This window comes from Paenibacillus sp. FSL H8-0283 (genome assembly GCF_045040675.1).
Lineage (GTDB): Bacteria > Bacillota > Bacilli > Paenibacillales > Paenibacillaceae > Paenibacillus > Paenibacillus amylolyticus.
This window is the reverse complement of the sequence record NZ_CP150295.1, coordinates 5210286-5231150: the sequence shown is the minus strand read 5'-3', so window position 1 is coordinate 5231150 and position 20865 is coordinate 5210286. Positions and strand designations below refer to the sequence as shown.

The following is a 20865-nucleotide window of genomic DNA, read 5'->3' as shown; positions in this document are numbered from 1 at the left end:
GAAATGGGTGATTGGATTGGATGACAAGGTTCGGAATACGATTCAGAACAGAATATCAGAAAGTTTCGCACAATATAAGGACTACTGTGCGGTGGAATATTTAAGTCGTCATATCACGTATTCAGAGTTATATAAGGACATGAATCGAATCACACAGTGGCTGCACGTGAACAATGTTGAGAAGGGCACATTTGTTGGTGTGTGCTTCCAGGATCGTTATATGGTAATTGCATCTATGCTTGGAATCTGGCAAGCCGGTTGTGTATTTGTGCCGCTTGATGCAGACTATCCAGACCAAAGATTGTTGTCGATGGCGGTCGCTTCCGATTTGCAATTGGTCATTACAGATTCTATGCCTGGACTTGTTTCACTAGAGCAAGCTGGGCTTAAGGTTCTAACGCTAGATCGAAAGCAATTGGACGATTTGTTATTTTCCGAACCAATGGAATCCGTTGAATATGATGAGGATGATGCAATATATATTTACTTCACATCGGGAACAAGCGGAACTCCCCATGCCATACTCGGTAGAAACAAAGGGCTCACTCATTATGTAGAGTGGGAAACTAGTGAATTCAAGTTATATAGAAAAAAGGTAAGTCAACTCACTTCTCCAGGTCATGATCCATTCCTTAGAGATATTTTAGTGCCCTTGTTATCAGGGGGGACAATCTGCATTCCCGAATCTAGGATGACTCTTCTGAACACCAATCAGTTAATGGATTGGCTAGAAAATAGAGGAGTTCAGTTAATTCATTGTACACCAAGTTTGTTTAAGAACATGACTTCTTTCAAGCCCAACCGAGAGCATTATAAGAGTTTGGAATATATCTTTTTGGCAGGAGAAGAGATCGTTCCGCAAAAGCTGAAATCTTGGTATGAGGCCATTGGAGATCGGGTACAGCTTATTAATCTGTATGGACCTACTGAAACGACGTTGGCTAAATTGTTTTATAGAATCAAACCCCAAGATGTGTATCGAGCTAGTATACCCATCGGTCAACCTATATCCGGAACTCGTGTCATTATATTGAATGATGATTTGCAGATGTGTCCAGTTGGAACAAAAGGTGAAATCATTATACGTACTCCGTATCGAAGTTTAGGGTATCTCCATGAGGAAGGTCTCAATCGCGAAAAATTTATACAGAATCCTTTTTCAGAGCGCGACAACGATTTGGTTTACAAAACTGGAGATATTGGAAGAGCATTACCCGACGGGAATATTGAGTTTTTAGGGCGAAAAGATAGACAGGTCAAAATTAGAGGACATCGGGTTGAATTAGCTGAGGTTGAGCGAGTGATCATGGCTTCCGGTCTTGTGAAAGACGTCGCTGTTATAGTGAAAGAAGCACCTTCCGAGGAGTTAGTTCTCATTGCTTACGTTATTCCGAATACGGAAATTAAAGCAAATGACGAACCTGTGTATCCATACGAAACCTATATCCGAAAAGTTGAGAACCATTTATTAGAACCAATGATTCCTTCGTACTTTATTGAGCTTTCTAAATTCCCTATCAACGCGAATGGAAAGATTGAGTATTCAGCTTTGCCTGAGCCTGAGATGGTTGAATATGTTTCGCCAGTCGGTCGCTTTGAACAAGAAATCTCCGAGATCTGGACGGAAATTTTGGGGGTTGAATTCATTGGAAGAGAGCATCACTTTTTACATTTAGGCGGAAACTCTATCAATATTATGAATATGATTGCTAAAGTATACGAAAAATACGAGGTGGATTTAACACTGGAAGTTATTTTTGAAAATTCTCGCCTCTCTGATATTGCTCGGTATGTAGAAGCGGAATATGTGGAAAGAAAAGAGGCGGGAGAGGAAGTACATGGCATTAAAAATCATTCAGGAGATTAAGCCGTTCAACCAATTTTTTTACAAAAGCTGTTTTTATAACGCCCTTTTCTCCGTGCTGGAATGGATGGATAGAAGCATCTATCCACATATTTCTAATGATATTATGTTTTATAGTCAAGACGAAGAAGTGCCTGGCATGCTGGATATGACATATTATCCTTTTCGAGATCCGGAATTAATATTTAAGGAAGAAAATTATGAAGTCTGCACAAGCCGGCGACAAGAAAATATTATAGAATACCTTGTCAGTTCAATACATCAGAATAAACCTGTTATTATATGGGTCGATTGTTTTTATGAAGATATTCGATTGGATATGTATCACAAGGAACATTGGGCCCACACGTTATTGATTGTGGGTTACAACGATGATACGAAGCAGTTTGCTATTATGGAACACTCCAACAAAGAATCCCTAAATTATGGATTGAAATGGATTTCTTATTCCAGTCTTAAAGAAAGCTACGATGCTTTTTTTCAACTGGATCATGCGGATGAGAATCTTATTTCCACGTATAGGTTTGAATCGAAGCAAGAGCCTTTTGTCTCTGATTGGATCGAAACATATGAGTACAACATATTTAAACATCGCGCTAAGTACACAGAGGGTATCAAACAACTGGAACAATATTCGGCTTGGTTTGGCGAAAAATGTCTAGAAGAAGGTGAGATACAGGCATATGCCGAGTCCATATTTCTAGGATTTAATCGCATTGTTGCAGCCAAACAAGTAGAGTGTGCGAGGTACTTTTATTTTGATAGTAAACCAGATCGGCTTCAGACAATAGGAGAAATATTGGACGCATGGAAGAATATCCGGGCAATTTGGGGCAAATTATATTTTTCCGATATGTACTCTCCTAATCAATTGATGGCTACCAAAGACATCTTAAACAGAATCATGGAAATGGAGAAGAGACTGATTAAAATTAATGGATGGGAGCACATCAATGAATACTGAAATGAAACCAGTATTATTTTGCATTCCTTATGCCGGTGGAAGCTCCTCTATTTATTATAAGTGGAAAAAGGAATTAGAGAGTACTATAAAGGTTATTCCGCTGGAAATGAGTGGTCACGGAAGCCGTCTAAACGAACCACTGTATTCCAATATTGATGAAGGTGCGCAAGATTTGTTAAGTCAATTAAAGAGAGGGGATATAGATACACCTTATATTATATTCGGCCATAGTTTGGGAGGAATGTTGGCTTACGAAGTTTCTAGAAAAATTCAAATAAATGGGGATCCTCCACCAACTCGCATCATTATATCAGGATGTTTACCACCAGGTAAATTCGGGACTTCCAGGCAAGAAAAAGTCAAGGATATGGACGACGATCAACTAATAGAAACACTAAGGGATTTGGGAGGCACTTCGGAAATGTTGCTTGAGGAACCAGAGCTCCTTCGTTTGTTTTTACCCATTATCCGCAATGATTTCCATATAGTTGACAATTATCAGCATATACCAACAGAACCTCTTAATATCCCATTGTCGGTGTATATTGGCGAGCGGGATGTACCTTGTGACCTGAAGTCGGTGATGGAATGGCAACATTTCACTACGCTTCCTTGCACGGATGTTAAGGTTTTTCGGGGTGGTCACTTCTTCATTCATGAAGATGAGCAGTCAGTTCTCCAGCAAATCTCAGTTGAAACAAGTAACTTATCATGTACAGGGAGTGAATAAATATGAAGAACATAGAGCAACGTTTTTTCAATGTGATCCAAAAAGAATTTCCGGAGGCAGATATTGAATTTTCCATGGATACTAACTTGATCGACGCAGGAGTAAATTCAATCAGTTTTATTAAGCTTGTAATTCTCATCGAAAATGAATTTGATATTCAATTCGAAGAAACCAAATTAGACTTAAGTTACTTTCCAACGATTAGAGAAATCTTAGAGTATATTGAACAACAATCCAAAAGTGAAGACACGAACTAGAGGAGCCGAGATGGGAAAGACAGCCGTGTATTCGACACGTAAAACTTTTGCCAGACTAATCAAACATTCTAAAGCCTATGTTTTTCATTATCTTTGTTTATTGCTTATCATCTCATGTTTAGCCTTTGTTAACATAGGATATCTTGAATCTATCCGTAGAATCATATCAGGTGCAACTACAAAATCTCTTGATAGCGTTTATATGGGTGCCATTTTGGCGATAGGTGCAACCATTTTACAAGTTTTTTTAGGTCTTTTACAGGGTAGAGTCATGATTCGAGTGAAGAATAAATCTGTAACCGATATGCAACATCGTGTCTTGAATCAATTGCACGGTAAACAGCATGAATCCTTAGAAGGCTATCATAGTAGCGATCTTGTGGGTAGATTACTTCATTCTGTCGATAAAGCTCAATCAGGTGTAAATGAAAAATTTCTGGTTTTTTTCCAAAATGGCTTGCAAGTAATTTTAAGCTTAGCCTATTTCAGTTGGCTTAACCTTCCACTGACGATTGGATTGATTGGCTTTACTTTACTCTACCCGATCATCACGTATCCCATTTCACGTGTTCTGCGAAAGAATTATGACCATCAGGGTGATGAGATTGCTCAAAGAGATGTAGTTTTGCAGGAAGCGGTTCAGGGAGTTGAAGAAGTTCGAACATATCAATTGCAAAACTATTTTCGATATGTACTAGAAGGCAGGTTAAACAAAGTTTTAAGGCGGACACTTAAAATTTCCTTGTACGAGAGATCTGTCGATTCTCTGAATCGATTTGCTACCTTTGGTGGTATGATTTTCACGTTGGGTTTCGGTGGGTATCAAGTCATTCAAGGGGAGTTACTTGCAGGGACATTAGCTACATTTGTAGTCACCAGCGGTCAACTTATCAATCCTCTATTGTCCATATCCAGTTTGTGGACTGAGATGATTCAATCTATAACACAAGCACAGCGAGTTTTCACCATTAGTGATCTGCCAGAGGAAAATAATAAAACTTTTACTGGAAATTCGAGCTCCGTTTCTCAAACTTCCCATTCTATTATGTTTAGTAACGTAGGTTATCGTTATTCGAACGGAAATAATGGGGTGAAGAATATATCTTTTCAAATAGAAGCAGGTCAGATGCTGGCCGTTGTCGGACCAAGTGGAGCAGGCAAATCGACTTTGATGAAGTTGATGTTACGACTGTATACTCCTTCAGAAGGAGTAATAAAAAGTGGTCAAGTGTCCATAACGGATATGGATCTTAACGAATGGAGATCTAGTCTGGGTTATGTCTCCCAGGATGCAATCGTTTTTAGTGGTTCTGTTAGAGAGAATATCTGCTTTGGACTAAGCGATATATCTATGACCGAAGTGGAGAATGCAGCGAAGCTTGCACATTTGCATGATCGAATATTAATGCTCCCTCAAGGTTATGAGACATGTATTGGAGAGCGTGGAGTTCAGCTATCCGGAGGAGAGGTTCAGCGGCTTGCACTTGCAAGGGTATATTTACGGAAATCACCTATCCTGTTATTGGATGAACCGACTTCCGCATTAGACCTCGAAAATGGAATAAAGTTCAGGGAATCACTGGATCGTTTAGTTCAAAGCTGTACAACGATTGTCATAGCTCATAATTTGGATACAATACGCTCTGCGAACAAAATTGTCTACATGAACGAAGGAACTATTGAAGAAATGGGGAGCCATGAAGAACTGATGAATAATAAAGGGAAGTATTATCAACTTATACAGAGCAAGGTTTTGTGAGGGGGAAGGCACTTGGAACTTCGTTTTAGCACACGACAGACTGTATCTCTTATATGGTCTTACACTAAGAAATACGGAATTTTGCTTGTGTTTCTTCCTTTTTTAATGTTAGTTGATGTCATTTTTGAATTAGGCGTTGCGAAAATCCAGGGATTATTTATCGACACGGCAACCACCAGTACTAAAGAGCACTTATTTTATCTTGTTCAAATTGTGGTCGCTTTATTAGTTGCAGGTATCCTGTTATTGGCTGTGCATCGTCATATTATTGTCAAAGTTTTGGGCAATGTCCATCGTGATTTAACGTTGAAGTTGTTTGCAGTACTAAATCATATGCCTTATGAAGAAATAAAGAAATATCATTCTGGCGAACTCACTTCACGCTTAAAAGAGGATATTGAACATGGTTCGCAAATTATTGAAGCTATAATTGAATTTATCACCGTGTTGTTGCTTATTATCTTATCTTTTGTTTACTTGATTCGGATTGATCTGGTATTGGCATTGTTGGGGGCGGTGGGTTCTCCGGTTCTTTTTCTGATTGGTCGTATATTTGATCGGAGGATTCGATATCAGGCTAGTCGTGTACAGGAGGATGAAACGAAGTTAAGAGAAACATCACAAGAATTTATTCAAGGTTTGCCAGTTATCAGAATGTATGGTGCCAAATCTCTTTACCTTAACCAATTTATGGAACAAAGGAGAACGCTTAACCATTCCCAAACAAAGCTTGCCATGTCCAACGCGATGAGCCGGATTTTTACGGAAAGTAGCTTTCAGCTTGTGTATGTAACCGCTCTGATCTTTATTGCTATTGCGGCTTCCAGAAATACGTTAACGCCAGGAAGCATAGTGACATTCAGCGTTCTATTTGAATTAGTGATATGGCCCGTAATCGGGTTGTCCGATCAGTATAGTCGTTTGCAAGAAGGAGTAGGAGCCTTTCAACGCATTAATAAGTTTTTAAATACAAAGAGTAGCACAGATGAGATCGAACCCGTTCATTCGAATGATAGGAAACCAATTCAGGAAGATATGATAATCTTCATGAGAGATGTCTCTTATCAGCCTCAAAATAGTGAACAAACGATTCTAAGACATATCAATTTTGAATTGAAAAAAAGAGAGAAAGTTATTGTTATAGGAAGTAGCGGTTCGGGTAAATCGACATTTTCGAAAATATGCTCTGGACTTTACCAACCTACCAGTGGCGAATTCAGATCAGCAATTGATAAGTCCGTTTACGTTGGTCAATCCATATTCTTGTTCTCGGGTACAGTAGGAGAGAATATTAAATTAGCTATGGACGAAGCCACGGAACTGGATATTCGTCATGCAGCCTCCTTGGCGGGAGTAAACGAAGATATTGAACGTTTGCCTCTATCTTATGACACATCCTTAAGTGAGAAGGGAGACAATTTCTCCGGTGGGCAGAAACAGCGTTTAGGCTTGGCAAGGGCATTTATTCATCAGAATAGTCCATTGATAATTATGGACGAACCCACATCAGCATTGGATCAAGGGAAAGAACAAATCATAATAAATGCCTTGGAGAATTTCCTGCAAAATAAAGCTGCAATACTGATTACCCATCGTTTGAATCTAATTCCTTTGGCAGATCGCATTATCCTCATGGAAGATGGTCGAATTGCTGAGGATGGGACTCACGACGAACTAATGAAGTTAAATGGTAAATATCGAAAGCTCCAAGACATAAACAATACAGATGAATGATAGATTGTTAACTTCGAATGTGCATTGACTTAATGAATTTCTCCTAATCTTCTTGGCTGGTGGAATCGCAAGATTCGTTGATTTTCGATTCAGTTTGATGAGGATCGGGCTAAGAGGATGGGGGATGTTAGGGAGGCTTAGAACAACGAAATGTTGAGCAGACATAATAAAAGATTTTTATAATATGTAACCGTTTACATAAAATACTAATGTTCATCCATGATCTGTGAAGGGAGTGAAGCTTCATGTAAGTGCAATTCGAACAGATGGTCTATATTATGTCGTCTATACCACGAACTGGTCATGTAATACCATCGGGATACCGGGTTATTTCCTGCGCAATAATAATTTTGTGTCCAGAAAAGTCCAAGGATAACAGCGATCGGCAAGTTGTTCTGACATCGGAGTGCTAGATACAAATATTCTTTAATTGAACTTATATCGTTGTGTTCATTCAAAGGGACTTAATCATATCCCGTAAGGAGTGAAGTGCATGAAGGGGTTGAAACAAATGAACGCATATGCTGCTGGAGCCTATACGGCTGTTGCCGATCCATCGAAGCAATATCAGACGATGGAAGGATGGGGAACATCCCTCGCGTGGTGGGGCAAAGTGGTTGGAGAATATTCCAATCGGGATGAGTATGTGGAGAAAATGTTCAATGCAAATACCGGACTGGGGCTGAATATTCTGCGGTACAACATTGGAGGCGGGGATAATCCATCGTCCAATATCCTTGAATATCGCAAAGCCGTTCCTGGTTACCAGCCTTCTCCCGGCGTGTATGACTGGAATGCAGATGCAAACCAACGATATATGCTGCAAGCTGCCAAAGCGCAAGGCGTGAATGTCATCGAAGCTTTTGCGAATTCCGCACCTTACTGGATGACGATCAGTGGTAATGTGTCCGGTTCGGCCAATGGTGGTAACAACCTCAAGCCCGATTACTACGATGATTTTGCCGATTACTTAACCGAGGTTGTAAAGCATTTTCGGGATAACTGGGGGATCACATTTGATAGTGTAACTCCGCTGAATGAACCGATCTCGACGTGGTGGAAGCAGGGCAATGACCAGGAGGGCATGCACTTTGACCGGGCGGATCAGAACACAATTCTGAGTCAGGTACAAGCTTCGTTGAATGCAAAGGGCCTGTCCACAAAGCTGAGCGCACCGGAAGAATACAGTATCGATGATACCAATGTGTCGTTCAACAGCTACAGCAATGCGGTTAAATCAGCGATCACTCAGATCAACACTCATACGTATGGCGGAAGCAATCGTACTGCTTTGCGCAACACAGCGACGTCTGCGGGCAAACATCTGTGGACCTCGGAATATGGAGATGGGGATGCAAGCGGACTTACGATGTCACGGACCATCCTCAAGGATATTCGCAATATGGGCGCAAGTGGATGGGTGTATTGGCAAGCCGTCGATAGTGCAGAAGGATGGGGATTCTTCAAGAACGTGTTGAACAATACACAAACGACCAGTTACACCGTGAACCAAAAATACTATGTCATGGGCAATTACAGCAAATTTATTCGTCCTGGATACAAGATTATCGGCATGAATGATGCCAATACCCTTGCAGCCTATGATGCAGCTTCCGGCAAAGTTGTACTGGTTACAACCAATTCGGATTCGACGGATACAACAGTAACCTATGATCTCAGTCGTTTTACTAACACAGGCACGTCTGCTCAAGTATATCGGACCTCTTCAACAGAGAAGTTGCAGCAACTGACCAATATTTCAGTGCAAAACAAAACCTTTACCGCTACGGCCAAGGCCAATTCGGTCACAACCTACGTCATTTCCGGTGCAACTTACAATGGCGGTACAGGATATGAATCCGGGGCCATCTACAAATCAATCAATCGAAATAGCGGACTTGCACTCGATGTTAACGGTGCTTCTTCTACGGGTGGGGCAACAATCATTCAGTGGAATGATAATGGAGCAGCCAACCAGCAATGGAAGCTGGAGTCGGCAGGTAACGGATATTACAACATTCGCAATGTAGGCAGTGGGCTTTTGCTGGATGTGAATTCGGGTTCCACACAAGGCGGAGCCGCTCTGATTCAGTGGCAGGATATGTGGTACTTGCGAATCGAAACAGTGGACTGACGGTTGACATCAATCAAGGGTCTCTGACCGCGGGTGCCTCCACCATTCAATGGGCCGACAATGGCGGGGCCAATCAGCAATGGAGCCTAGTCAAAGTTAATTAGTGTGAGTACACATGAATTAAACGTTATTACGTGTCCTTTTTTCTTGGAGGTGCAGTGCTCTAAGCAACACTGCACCCTCAAGAAAAGTAACTATTTTAGACATACATATATTCATCCACCCAGCTGGTACTTAACGAAAACGGGATAGGGCGAACCTGCTAATATCCTGATCCGTGTACCCCGTTTGCACCAAGTCGGATAGAATCTGCCCAATGGCACTTGCGAACTTGAAGCCGTGACCGGAGAAACCGCCTGCGAGCCACACACGTTCATGGGCAGGGTGTCGGTCGATGATAAAATCTTCATCCGAAGTGAATTCATACTTGCACACACTACCACGTTTCAATTCTCCAGCTGCCTGAGGCATATGAAGTTCGAGCAGCCTGCGCAGATCCCCCTCGTCCGTTTCTTCCGTACCAAATGGAGCCATTGTACTTCCTGGTGTCCACACCTGGCCTGTATCATGACGACCCATCTTCAGACCTGATCCGCCCATGCTTGGAAATCCATAATATGTACCTTCTTTTCCCGCCAGTGTAAAACCAGGGAAGTTTGTCTCGCCGTATAAGGCTTCTGGTGCATCAAACCATCCAACCGTTTTACGCACTGCCTGAATGGGGAGATCCACGAAAGGTTTTAATGTCTGAAACCAGGCACCAGCGCTCAGAATGATTTGATTTGCATGGTATGTCTCACCACCTGAAGTCTGAACTGCAACGGAATGTGGTCCGTATTCGATATGCTCCACAAGCGTGTGCGTTAACAAGGTGGCACCGTGAGTTTCGGCTGCTTTGCGGAAGGCACGAATACAGGGTTCACTATACAGATAACCCGCATCAGGCTCATACATGCCCTTGTAATGTTCAGGTATTGTAATACCTGGCCAGCGTTTCATCACCTCGGCTGCGTGCAACGTTTCATAACGAATGCCTGCACCATCTGCATGGCTCAATCGGTTGTGGAAGGAATGAATCTCCGGATCAACCACATTTATTACACCGGAAGGAACAAACAGTTGGTCTCCGGTCGTTTCCTCCAGCTCGTGCCATAACTTCTGTGCAAGTAATGCCATGGCAATATAGTCAGGCCCACCACTGTACACATGGCGCATCAGTCTGCTATCCCCGTGATGACTTCCTTCCGTATGCGGAGGATCAAAGGCATCGATTAATAAAGTTTTGTATCCACTGCGCGATAGATAATACCCAGCACTCATACCCATGGAGCCGGCTCCAACGATAATAACGTCATATGATTGTGTGATAATAGCACGTCCTCTCCTATGTATCCTTTTCTACAGTAATGCCTTAATAGAACATATTAATAGTAAAAGCTTGATGAAGGCAAGTGTAGTAAAATGGACTTCTACAATGAATGTTGCAAAGGAGACTTCGCATGAGTGAGCAATTTAGGTTTGATCTATTTCCATTAATTCAGACAGAACGATTCATCCTCCGGTCAGCTGAGGCTGGAGACAGCCATGATCTGCTCGCGTTATATTCCGATGAAGCTGTGGTTCAATATATGCCATTCACTCCCTTTGAATCCGTAGAGGATGCACAGGGTGAGATGAATTGGTATACGAAGATTTTCAAAGAACACACGGGTTTACGCTGGATGATTGAAGACCGTGAAACTCGTAAAGTGATCGGAACCTGTGGGTTCCTGAACTATGAAGATGTACATAACCGTGCAGAGATTGGATACGATTTGCGTTCCTCTTTCTGGGGCCGCGGTGTTATGACTGAAGTGGCCCGTGCTGTGTTACATTTTGGATTCACAAGCATGCAGCTCAACAAGATCGAAGCAAAGGTTGAACCGGAGAACGAGGCGTCAATTCGCCTGTTACATAAACTTGATTTTCAACAGGAAGGTGTACTGCGGCAGCATGAGTTTGAGAAAGGCAGATATATTGACCTTGCGGTGTTCTCTAAGTTACGAAGCGAAATATAGGCAAGCTCGCCCCATAAGGATTTCAATGACTCCATCTCATTCCAGAGCCGTAAGGCTTGTCCCTCTGAATGAGCCCATGCTATATTGGAGAGATGTGAGGAGATGAGGATATGAAGCTGGTGTCCTGGAATGTGAATGGCTTAAGGGCATGTGTGACCAAAGGATTCATGGATTATTATCAGGAGAGTCAGGCGGACATTTTCTGCCTTCAGGAGACCAAATTACAAGCCGGACAGATTGAGATGGACCTGGGGGAAGATGTTTATCAATATTGGAATTATGCAATCAAAAAAGGTTATTCCGGTACGGCTGTATTTAGCCGAATCAAGCCTTTATCCGTTCGTTACGGGATGGAGGAGGACAGTGAGCCGGAAGGACGGATGATTACACTGGAGTATGATGAGTTTTATCTGGTGAACGTCTATACCCCTAACGCGAAGCGGGATCTGACCCGGCTGCCTTACCGTCTGGAATGGGAGGATCGATTCAGGGGGTACATTCTGCAATTGGAGCAGACTAAGCCGGTTATCGTCTGTGGTGACCTGAATGTGGCTCATCAGGAGATTGACCTGAAGAATCCGAAGCCCAATCTGGGCAATTCCGGATTTACCCTTGAAGAGCGTGGCAAGATGACTGATTTGCTTGCTTCCGGGTATGTAGACAGCTTCCGCCATCTGTATCCGGATCGTACGGATGTATACAGCTGGTGGTCTTATATGCCTAAGGTTAGAGAACGGAACGTGGGGTGGCGCATTGATTATTTTCTCGTATCCAATCAATTGGCACCTAAGGTGGCAGATGCGCATATCGACTGCCACGTGATGGGCAGTGATCATTGCCCGGTGGGTCTTACGTTGCAACTATAGGTAAGGATCATCGTGAGATAGATTGAGGTAAGAGTTTTAGAATACAAGTATAGATGAACTGCAAGTTTCCTGAATGGGAGATTTGCAGTTTTTTTGCGTCACAGGTAGGGGAGGGACACTGGACTTTGGTTGGGGAAAGAACTGGACTCGGGATTGTTTCAATCCCGCTATTTCTTGGGTACGATTGAAGCATACATATATAGATGAACCTTTGGGGTAAGGGGTAGAGAAGATGAAGAAGGGGTTACGGAGAGGGTTAAAAGTGCTGGGAGGCATCATGCTTGCCACAGGACTTTTGCTGCTGGCAGGTACAACGTATGAAGCGTATCAATCCACGCAGGATATGAAGTCCTATCCCCCGCCAGGCAAGTATTATGAAGTGAGTGGTCGCAACATGCACCTCTACACTGCTGGCAAAGGAGAGGTAACTGTAGTGTTTGCCTCAGGCTGGGGTACACCCAATCCGTATGTGGATTTCAGTCCGCTATATGACAAGTTGAAATCACAGGTAAAAATTGCAGTATATGATCGGTTCGGATACGGATACAGCGACTATACGGATGACCCTCGTGATGTTGATACCATCTCGGAAGAGATTCACCAATTGCTGCGAACATCCGGTCAACGTCCACCTTACATCATGGTTGGTCACTCCCTGGGTGCGCTGGAGACACTGCGGTTTGCGCAAAGGTATCCTGATGAGGTGGCTGGCATGGTCATGATCGATGGCGGAAGCCCGGAGTATTACAGTCGTACGGACCTGAATACACCGGAATGGATGATGGATGGGTCCCGTTTTTTGGTGAAAACAGGCATCGCACGAACATTGCTGCAATCGGATCGCATGATGGCATCTCTGGTCATTGACCCAAATCTGGTAACGGAACCGATGAAAAAAGCCGTCACGATATCCACGCTGAGACATGCGTACAATGACAATGTCATGGAAGAGGTTCGGAATTCCAGAACAAATGCAGCGTGTGTGCTTGAGAACAAAACGAAGTTTAGCTTCCCCCTGACGATCCTCACAGCCGGTTCGGAGGAGTTGGATGAGGACAGTCATGCATGGCAGGACGACCAAGCGAATTTTGCTTCATGGTCAAGACATGGAACACAGCTGACGGTTCCACAAGCGACACACAGTATCCACAACAGTCAACCGGATATTGTCGCCGCCGAGATCATGAAATTAGTGACACCGTCCAGTGACCTATGAGTAACATGATTCCACAAACACATGAAGAACAGGAGGAGGAGGGATGGATGAAAAAGTTTAAAGTAATCACCCGCTTCCTGTCCATTCTTGTAGCCAGTTGTCTATTGTCTCTAAGTGTATTATCTGTATCTGTGATATGGGTTAAGAATAACGTTCATGCGGTGCCTGTGATCCAGCCGTTTGAACGTGATTAGCACATGAAACTAAGAAGAAGGAGTGGTAACGGATGGTAAAGAGAAGGAAATATGTGTTGGCCTGTGCGGCATTAGCGATGATGGTGGCCTTGAGTGCTTGCAGCAGCGCGGCAGACGAACCGACAGGTGATACTGAGAAGGTGGACACCGAAGTTACCTCCGGAACTGGTGAACAAGCGACTAATGAAGGTGCAAGCGAAGCAACAACAAGTGCAGTGACCGAAACGGAGGGTACGACTGCACCAACCGACTCGGATTCAGATCGTGGTGAGGAAGCAACTGCTGGAACCAATGAGTTGCCGGAGAACTTGCCAAGTGATTTCCCGTTGCCGGAAGATGCTACGATTCGTTTAGCCAATTCTGGTGAGAATGAAGGCAAGCAATCGGCCATGGTGATTTTCTCCACTGAACAAGATATGAAAACCGTATCCCAGCTGTATAAAGATTACTTCAACGCCAAAAAGTTGACCGATGCAGGTCAGACGATCGATGACAAAAATATTATCATTCAGGGAACCGATCCGGAAACGCAGGATGTCTGGTCCTTGATTGGAGGAACATTGGCGGGACAGGAAGGCGTCATTGAACTGACGTTGACCTGGACAGAATCATAAGCAGAAGATAAGGGCTACTTTTCTTTCCTGCTTTTTTTCTTCCTAAAATAACGAATGAACGCCATAATACCTTGCATACGGAGCCGCATTATTGCTGCACCGCTGCAAGGTATTTTTATTTCGAACTGGAAACCTGACAGGTTACATGATATGTTATATCATTATAAACAGAGTAATAGACAACTATAGAAGAAGACAGGAGAGGATTGAACATGATTAGAGTGGGTATTGTTGGTTACGGTAACTTGGGTAAAGGTGTAGAGAAAGCCATTTCCCAGAACGAGGATCTGGAACTGATTGCTGTGTTTACACGTCGTAATCCGGAGCAGATGGTCGCTGAAAGCACAGAAGTACGTTTTGAGCATATCTCTGCAGCGGAGCAATACATAGGCAAGGTTGATGTTATGATCCTCTGTGGTGGTTCTGCAACCGACCTTCCAGAGCAGACACCAGCCATCGCCAAGTTGTTCAATACGGTAGACAGCTTCGATACACATGCGAAGATTCCTGAATTCTACAAGGAAGTTAATGCTGCGGCAGAGCAAGGCGGTCACGTCAGTGTCATTTCCACAGGTTGGGACCCAGGCTTGTTCTCCATGAACCGTCTGCTTGCACAGTCCATCCTGCCAGAAGGAAAAGAGTACACGTTCTGGGGCAAAGGTGTGAGCCAAGGCCACTCGGATGCTATTCGTCGTGTTCCAGGCGTTAAGGCGGGTGTACAGTATACTGTACCTGTTGAAGAGGTGATCAACCGCATTCGTGCAGGGGAGACACCAGAGCTGTCTACACGTGAGAAACATCTGCGTCAATGTTATGTGGTAGCAGAAGATGGTGCTAATCAGGATGAGATCCGTGAGACGATTGTGTCGATGCCTAACTACTTTGCAGATTACGATACAACTGTAACGTTCATTAGCGAAGAAGAATTGAAATCCGAGCATGAAGGTATGCCGCATGGTGGATTTGTAATTCGCAGTGGGGTTACAGGTGCTGGTCAAAAGCAAATTATTGAATTTGGTCTGAAACTCGACAGCAATCCTGAATTTACAGCAAGCGTACTTGTAGCGTATGCAAGAGCCGCACAACGCTTGAGCGTGGAAGGACACAAGGGAGCGAAAACGGTATTTGATATTCCGCTCGGTCACTTGTCTCCAAAATCGGCTGAAGATCTTCGCCGCGACTTGTTATAATTCTGATTCGTTCCAGTGATTTTATAGAAACAGCTCGTCCTTGGATGTATAGGACGAGCTGTTTTTTTGCTGTTGCTGTATACGATTCATACATTCATATGAATTGCCAGGTACTATCCTGCTTGTATCTCTGCCCGTGCTCTTGTGGAATTGGCACCCTACACCCAGTGTGAGGGAATGTTAAGATGATCCGGCAACTTGGTGTTCACATTACCTTTGGCTGCATTAATCTGGGATTGCGTCAGGAAGATGCCACCTCTCAGGTCTGCATCGCCCAGATCCGTATCCCGCAAGTCCGCGCCAATCCAATCCGCATTTCGTGTATCTGCATATCGGAGATCGGCTGCGATCATTAAAGCCCCTCGGAAGCTTGCACCCCGCAGGTCAGCCCCGTTTAAATTGGCACCAAAAAAGTCACTTCCGGTACGTTTTTTACTCTTCTTCGACTGTCCTTGTCCTTGAGCGGTGGGTGGCACATTCGCGCGTACCATCTCACTTGCCTGGACCAAGAGTTGATTCACACTGGACCGATAATTGGCGATGTCCAGACGGAGGAGTGCCGCAGGCTCCAGATTGCTCAAGCGCTCAACCTCCTCATATAACTCACCAAATGCCGAGTGAAGGGATGACGTCTCCGGTCTCATCATCATTTCCTTCATATAACTGAGCAACTCGTGAAGTTGTCGCAAGGCAGGCAGACAATCGAACATCTCGTTTGCAGACTCTGGATGATCACGCCAATCTTTGCCCGCGTAGGTCACTTGGGACAGCTTCTGTCCAGCTCCGAAACAGTCGTATACCGTGCAACCTTTGAACCCTTTCTGCCGAAGCTGGGTATGGATACCGCAGCGATTGTCCGTGCGCAGATTGGGACAGGGTGTGCCGCTGGCTTTATCAAAAGCAAAGTCAGATGACTTGCCATAGGGCAAGGCAACACAGCACAGGCCAAAACATTGCTCACAGTCTGCGCTAAGATGAGGACTCGCAGTGCTGGCAAATGGTTGGTTAGACAATGTAAACACTTCCTTATAATAGTACAAATAGATGGAATTACGTCAGTACCACTTTACCATTGCATTGCGATTAGAGCAATTGAAGACAAGGAAAAAAGGGCAGTTACCCAAATGGATGGGAACGCCCTTTGATCGTGGAGAATCACGTATTTAAATTAAACTACACCTTGAGCAATCATGGAATCCGCTACCTTGAGGAAACCGGCGATATTCGCTCCGGCTACGAGGTTGCCTTCACAGCCATACTCTTCAGCAGCTTCTACACAGCTGGTGTAGATGTTCTTCATGATGTCATGCAGCTTGGCGTCTACTTCTTCAAATGACCAGGACAACCGCATGCTGTTCTGTGACATTTCAAGAGCAGACACGGCTACACCTCCGGCATTAGCCGCTTTGGCTGGACCGAACAGCACGCCTGCACCGTGGAAGACGTCAATGGCAGCCAGGGTGGAAGGCATATTCGCCCCTTCGCCAATGGCCTTCACGCCACCTTTGATTAGAAGGGCCGCAGCTTCTTCATCGATCTCATTTTGCGTTGCACATGGAAGAGCAATATCACAAGGGATAGACCAGATGCCTTCACAGCCTTCGGTATATGTAGCATGCGGGTGTTCTTTGATGTATTCGCTGATGCGAAGACGATCAACCTCTTTCAGACGTTTCACAGTATCCAGGTTGATGCCTTGTGGATCGTGTATGTAGCCACCTGAGTCACTACACGCCACGACTGTAGCTCCAAGCTCCTGTGCCTTCTGAATGGCATAGATGGACACATTACCAGAGCCAGAGACAACGACTGTGCTGTCTTGGAAGCTGAGCCCCTTGGATTGCAACATCTCCTTCACGAAGTACACACAGCCGAAGCCAGTCGCTTCCTTACGTGCCAAGCTTCCTCCGTACAGCAGACCTTTTCCTGTCAATACGCCTGCCTCATGCCCGCCATGAATACGTTTGTATTGGCCGAACATGTAACCGATTTCCCGTGCGCCTACACCAATGTCACCTGCCGGTACATCCGTATCGGAACCGATATATTTGTACAGCTCTGTCATGAAGCTTTGCGTGAAACGCATGACTTCCAGATCCGATTTTCCTTTGGGATCGAAGTCAGAACCACCTTTACCGCCGCCAATGGGCAGACCGGTCAAAGCATTTTTGAAGATCTGTTCGAAGCCAAGGAACTTGATGATGCCCGAGTATACAGAAGGATGGAAGCGAAGTCCGCCTTTGTAAGGGCCAATGGCACTGTTGAATTGCACCCGGAATCCACGGTTAACCTGAACTTTGCCCTGATCATCTACCCATGGGACACGGAATGTGATTACACGTTCAGGTTCAACAAGCTGTTCCAACAGACTATGGTTCTTATACTTGGGGTGTGCTTCAATAACAGGAATAAGGGAATCCAGAATTTCTTTGACAGCCTGATGGAACTCGTCTTCGTGCGGATTTCTGGCGACAACCGACTCGTAAACGGAATGAACATATTCTGCGGCAGTAACTTGAACGGACTCTGTAGTTTCTTTTGTTATCGTGGACACTTTTTCGATGCACTCCTTTATTGTGTTAAAGTCTGTAGAGGCTTATTTGCATAAATTGAATAAAAGTTTGTAGTTAAATATACAGGAAAGCAAATAAAAATACGAGATAAAAATTCATAAAATGTTTTTTATGTAGTAATTAAAATGTTCTATGGATCTACCATATGATGTGAAGAATTAAGTTATTAAATGGAAGATATGACCACAAATGATAATAAAAAAGCAAGTTAGACGAATATACTGGATTAAAATATTAGTTTTGGTAAGATGGTAAGAAGGTCTCGTATTCCGGGGTCTTTTTAAAATATAAAGGAGGAAAACAAGATGATGAAGAGAAACATGCCAATCAACATGGAGAACAAGGCTTGTATAGGGGGGGAAATCTACTATGAACCATAGGACCTCCCGCCATAATTGCAGAGAGAAGCTGGTGAGCCAGCTATTTACATTCGGTGAAGAGAAAAGAACATTTCTCGACGACTATTTCGACGCGCGTGATCCAGAGCGGATACAATTGGAAAAACAATTGTCCGCATATACAGAGTATGTGGAAAAACTGCTCCTGGGTCCTGATGAAGATCTGGACTCAGCTGTATTGATCGGCAGTCATATTGATTTTGAATATCTCGATTTTCATACGTCAGATTCGTTCATGATTGTCATGCCAGAGGATACTAATCCTGATGAGGGTCGTATTTCCTTCCTCTCTCCAGTAGGGAGTCAATTACTGCTTGGCAGTAAAGGGGAAGTTAGGTCTGTTCATACACCATCAGGTTCCATGAGAATCCGCATTACGGGGATCGAGCTGAGGAGCGAAACCTTGAACGAGCCGGCGCTAGGGGGTGCAGATCATGCACTTTAAAGAGACGGACTTACCAGGGATTGGACGTAAATACTGGCTGCATACCCGTAGTGGTGAGCATTTGGTCATAGTGATTCATAACGACGAGCGACGTGACCTGTTCCATATGGAGTCAGGGGATACACCTGAAGAGGTGGGTGATATGGTATCTCTGGTCACCCTGGACGATGATGAAGCCCGGGCGGTAGCCGCTATTGTTGGTGGTATGACCTATAAACCGAAGTTTCAGGATGAGCGTGAAGTGATGCTTGAAGGGCTGTTAATCGAATGGCTACGGATTGAGCCCCACGCCGCAAGCGTAGGCATGACGATTGGTGAACTGGATATCCGTCAGGCTACGGGCGCCGTAATTCTCGCTGTTGTGACCAAGGATAAGGAGAAGCATTTTAATCCAGGCCCGGATTATGCTTTTACCGCTGGGGCTACAATTGTAGTTGCCGGTGAACGGAATCAGATCAAACATCTCAAACAATTGTTAACTGATGGACGGACTTAGCCTATGGATATGCTCATATTCGAAGTGGGAATTGCCGTTGCGCTGATTACACTTACTGGGCTGATATCTTCACGATTACGATTTTCAGTCATTCCTTTCTATATCCTGATTGGTATGGCTGTTGGACCACATGCACCACAGATTGGCATAGTGGATTTACGTTTTATCGAAAGTTCGACCTTTATTGAATTTATGGGCAGGCTTGGCATTTTGTTTCTGCTATTTTATCTGGGTTTGGAGTTCTCGGTCTCCCGGTTATTAAAGTCTGGCAAAGCCATTCTGACCGGGGGCATGTTCTATGTTGGTCTGAATTTTGTCTCTGGATTGCTGTTGGGGTGGTTCATGGATCTGCCCCTTCAGGAGACACTTGTTGTCTGCGGGATCATGACCAGCTCTTCTACAGCCATTGTAGCTAAAGTGCTCGTTGATCTGAAACGCACGGCAAACCCTGAAACAGAGATTATTATGGGCATGATCATGTTTGATGACTTGTTCATCGCGATTCATATCTCCATCCTGACCGGGCTTGTGCTCAGCGGGGCAACTTCATTCTTAAGTGTTCTGTTAGTATCGCTGTCTGCCCTGCTGTTTATTGTGCTATTCCTGATTATTGGCAGGAAAAGCATCAAATATATTGATAAGGCACTGAATATCAAGTCATCAGAGTTGTTTCTGCTTACCGTCATGACACTGCTCTTCCTGGTGGCTGGTTTCTCGGAGACACTGCATGTAGCAGAAGCCATTGGAGCATTGATGATGGGGCTTGTGTTGGGCGAATCAAGACATGTAAGTCGGATTGAACATCAGATCATGCCTTTCAAAGATTTTTTTGGTGCAATTTTCTTCTTCAGTTTTGGCCTGACCATCGAGCCGGCTTCACTTGGCGGAGCTGTTGGGATGACGATTATTGCCGTTATTCTGACGATTGCCAGTAACTATGGTGCAGGTATGATCGCTGGCAGACTGGCTGGAATGAGCCCTAAGGCCTCATTGAATGTGGGCTTTACCCTGGTCTCGCGGGGCGAATTCTCCATTATCATGGCGAACATCGGCAAGGCCGGAGGGCTGATGGCATCCATCCAATCGTTTGCCGTGTTGTATGTGTTAATTCTGGCTGTGCTGGGGCCTATCCTGACCAAAGAATCTCCGCGGATTTACGCATCGTATGAGCGACTAAGGAAGCGGATGAAACGAAGGGAAACGGGTTGAGTCAAACGCTGTCTGTCCTAGGACAGACCGGGTATTCTGACTGTAGTGTTTAATAAGCGTCACACTGTTTGGAGAGAGAAATCACTCCGGGGTGTGGCGTATTTTTATTATTGGGAATCGTCCCAATGTCAGCTTGTAATTATGCTCATTCCACCAAATTATGGT

General features: G+C 44.2%; 19 protein-coding genes and 1 pseudogene. 17 read left to right on the top strand and 3 right to left on the bottom strand.

What is annotated here, in order from left to right; genetic code table 11:
• Positions 1-7: 7 nt before the first annotated feature.
• The 8 genes and pseudogenes from MHI52_RS23170 (at position 8) to MHI52_RS23135 (ending at position 9546) form a co-directional block, all read left to right on the top strand.
• Positions 8-1867, top strand: a complete 1860-nt coding sequence (locus tag MHI52_RS23170; RefSeq protein WP_405157706.1) for a non-ribosomal peptide synthetase — start codon at positions 8-10, stop codon at positions 1865-1867.
• Positions 1839-2828, top strand: a complete 990-nt coding sequence (locus MHI52_RS23165; RefSeq protein ID WP_339283870.1) for a C39 family peptidase — start codon at positions 1839-1841, stop codon at positions 2826-2828. The genes MHI52_RS23170 and MHI52_RS23165 overlap by 29 nt, the downstream gene beginning before the upstream one ends.
• Positions 2818-3558, top strand: a complete 741-nt coding sequence (locus MHI52_RS23160; RefSeq protein WP_339283868.1) for an alpha/beta fold hydrolase — start codon at positions 2818-2820, stop codon at positions 3556-3558. Before MHI52_RS23165 ends, MHI52_RS23160 begins: the two co-directional genes overlap by 11 nt.
• Positions 3559-3560: 2 nt before the next feature.
• Positions 3561-3815, top strand: a complete 255-nt coding sequence (locus MHI52_RS23155; protein ID WP_127550003.1) for an acyl carrier protein — start codon at positions 3561-3563, stop codon at positions 3813-3815.
• A gap of 10 nt (positions 3816-3825) precedes the next feature.
• Positions 3826-5574 carry an ABC transporter ATP-binding protein gene (locus MHI52_RS23150; RefSeq protein ID WP_282320543.1) on the top strand — a complete coding sequence of 583 codons (1749 nt, stop codon included), beginning with the start codon at positions 3826-3828 and terminating at the stop codon, positions 5572-5574.
• A gap of 12 nt (positions 5575-5586) precedes the next feature.
• Complete coding sequence (locus MHI52_RS23145; RefSeq protein ID WP_339283866.1) at positions 5587-7308, top strand: ABC transporter ATP-binding protein; 1722 nt, start codon at positions 5587-5589, stop codon at positions 7306-7308.
• A 493-nt stretch (positions 7309-7801) separates the two neighbouring features.
• A pseudogene (locus tag MHI52_RS23140) lies at positions 7802-9391 on the top strand (glycoside hydrolase); the annotation flags it as partial.
• Complete coding sequence (locus tag MHI52_RS23135; protein ID WP_405159414.1) at positions 9316-9546, top strand: RICIN domain-containing protein; 231 nt, start codon at positions 9316-9318, stop codon at positions 9544-9546. The pseudogene MHI52_RS23140 and the gene MHI52_RS23135, both read left to right, overlap by 76 nt.
• A gap of 130 nt (positions 9547-9676) precedes the next feature.
• Here MHI52_RS23135 and solA read toward each other — a convergent pair whose 3' ends face one another.
• Positions 9677-10810: an N-methyl-L-tryptophan oxidase gene (gene solA, locus MHI52_RS23130; protein ID WP_339287247.1), complete on the bottom strand. Its 1134-nt coding sequence runs from the start codon at positions 10808-10810 to the stop codon at positions 9677-9679.
• Positions 10811-10941: 131 nt separating this feature from the next.
• Here solA and MHI52_RS23125 point away from each other — a divergent pair, with 131 nt between their 5' ends.
• From MHI52_RS23125 to MHI52_RS23100, 6 genes are all read left to right on the top strand, one after another.
• Positions 10942-11499: a GNAT family N-acetyltransferase gene (locus MHI52_RS23125; RefSeq protein ID WP_076318746.1), complete on the top strand. Its 558-nt coding sequence runs from the start codon at positions 10942-10944 to the stop codon at positions 11497-11499.
• 110 nt (positions 11500-11609) lie between these two features.
• Positions 11610-12365, top strand: a complete 756-nt coding sequence (locus MHI52_RS23120) for an exodeoxyribonuclease III (RefSeq protein ID WP_036617303.1) — start codon at positions 11610-11612, stop codon at positions 12363-12365.
• 232 nt (positions 12366-12597) lie between these two features.
• Positions 12598-13581: an alpha/beta hydrolase gene (locus MHI52_RS23115; RefSeq protein WP_405157705.1), complete on the top strand. Its 984-nt coding sequence runs from the start codon at positions 12598-12600 to the stop codon at positions 13579-13581.
• Between the two features lie 47 nt (positions 13582-13628).
• Entirely contained in the window at positions 13629-13775 is a 147-nt protein-coding gene (locus tag MHI52_RS23110; RefSeq protein WP_017687030.1) for a hypothetical protein, read from the top strand.
• A gap of 32 nt (positions 13776-13807) precedes the next feature.
• Positions 13808-14389, top strand: a complete 582-nt coding sequence (locus MHI52_RS23105) for a hypothetical protein (protein ID WP_405157704.1) — start codon at positions 13808-13810, stop codon at positions 14387-14389.
• 212 nt (positions 14390-14601) lie between these two features.
• Positions 14602-15579: a diaminopimelate dehydrogenase gene (locus tag MHI52_RS23100; RefSeq protein ID WP_370739099.1), complete on the top strand. Its 978-nt coding sequence runs from the start codon at positions 14602-14604 to the stop codon at positions 15577-15579.
• 158 nt (positions 15580-15737) lie between these two features.
• On the opposite strand, the gene MHI52_RS23095 is transcribed toward MHI52_RS23100, so the two are convergent.
• Both MHI52_RS23095 and gdhA read right to left on the bottom strand, forming a co-directional pair.
• On the bottom strand, positions 15738-16592 hold the full coding sequence (locus MHI52_RS23095) for a pentapeptide repeat-containing protein (RefSeq protein ID WP_405157703.1): 855 nt from the start codon (positions 16590-16592) through the stop codon (positions 15738-15740).
• A 155-nt stretch (positions 16593-16747) separates the two neighbouring features.
• On the bottom strand, positions 16748-18133 hold the full coding sequence (gene gdhA, locus MHI52_RS23090) for an NADP-specific glutamate dehydrogenase (RefSeq protein WP_174806476.1): 1386 nt from the start codon (positions 18131-18133) through the stop codon (positions 16748-16750).
• A 388-nt stretch (positions 18134-18521) separates the two neighbouring features.
• Between gdhA and MHI52_RS23085 the strand changes: the two genes are divergently transcribed.
• From MHI52_RS23085 to MHI52_RS23075, 3 genes are read left to right on the top strand one after another with little or no spacing between them, the layout of a single operon-like run.
• The gene (locus tag MHI52_RS23085; protein WP_051449595.1) at positions 18522-18995 is read left to right on the top strand and encodes a GreA/GreB family elongation factor; all 474 of its coding nucleotides are present in this window, start codon (positions 18522-18524) and stop codon (positions 18993-18995) included.
• Positions 18985-19491, top strand: a complete 507-nt coding sequence (locus tag MHI52_RS23080; RefSeq protein WP_036617317.1) for a cation:proton antiporter regulatory subunit — start codon at positions 18985-18987, stop codon at positions 19489-19491. Before MHI52_RS23085 ends, MHI52_RS23080 begins: the two co-directional genes overlap by 11 nt.
• Before the next feature lie 3 nt (positions 19492-19494).
• Complete coding sequence (locus tag MHI52_RS23075) at positions 19495-20700, top strand: cation:proton antiporter (RefSeq protein ID WP_076216431.1); 1206 nt, start codon at positions 19495-19497, stop codon at positions 20698-20700.
• Positions 20701-20865: the final 165 nt, after the last annotated feature.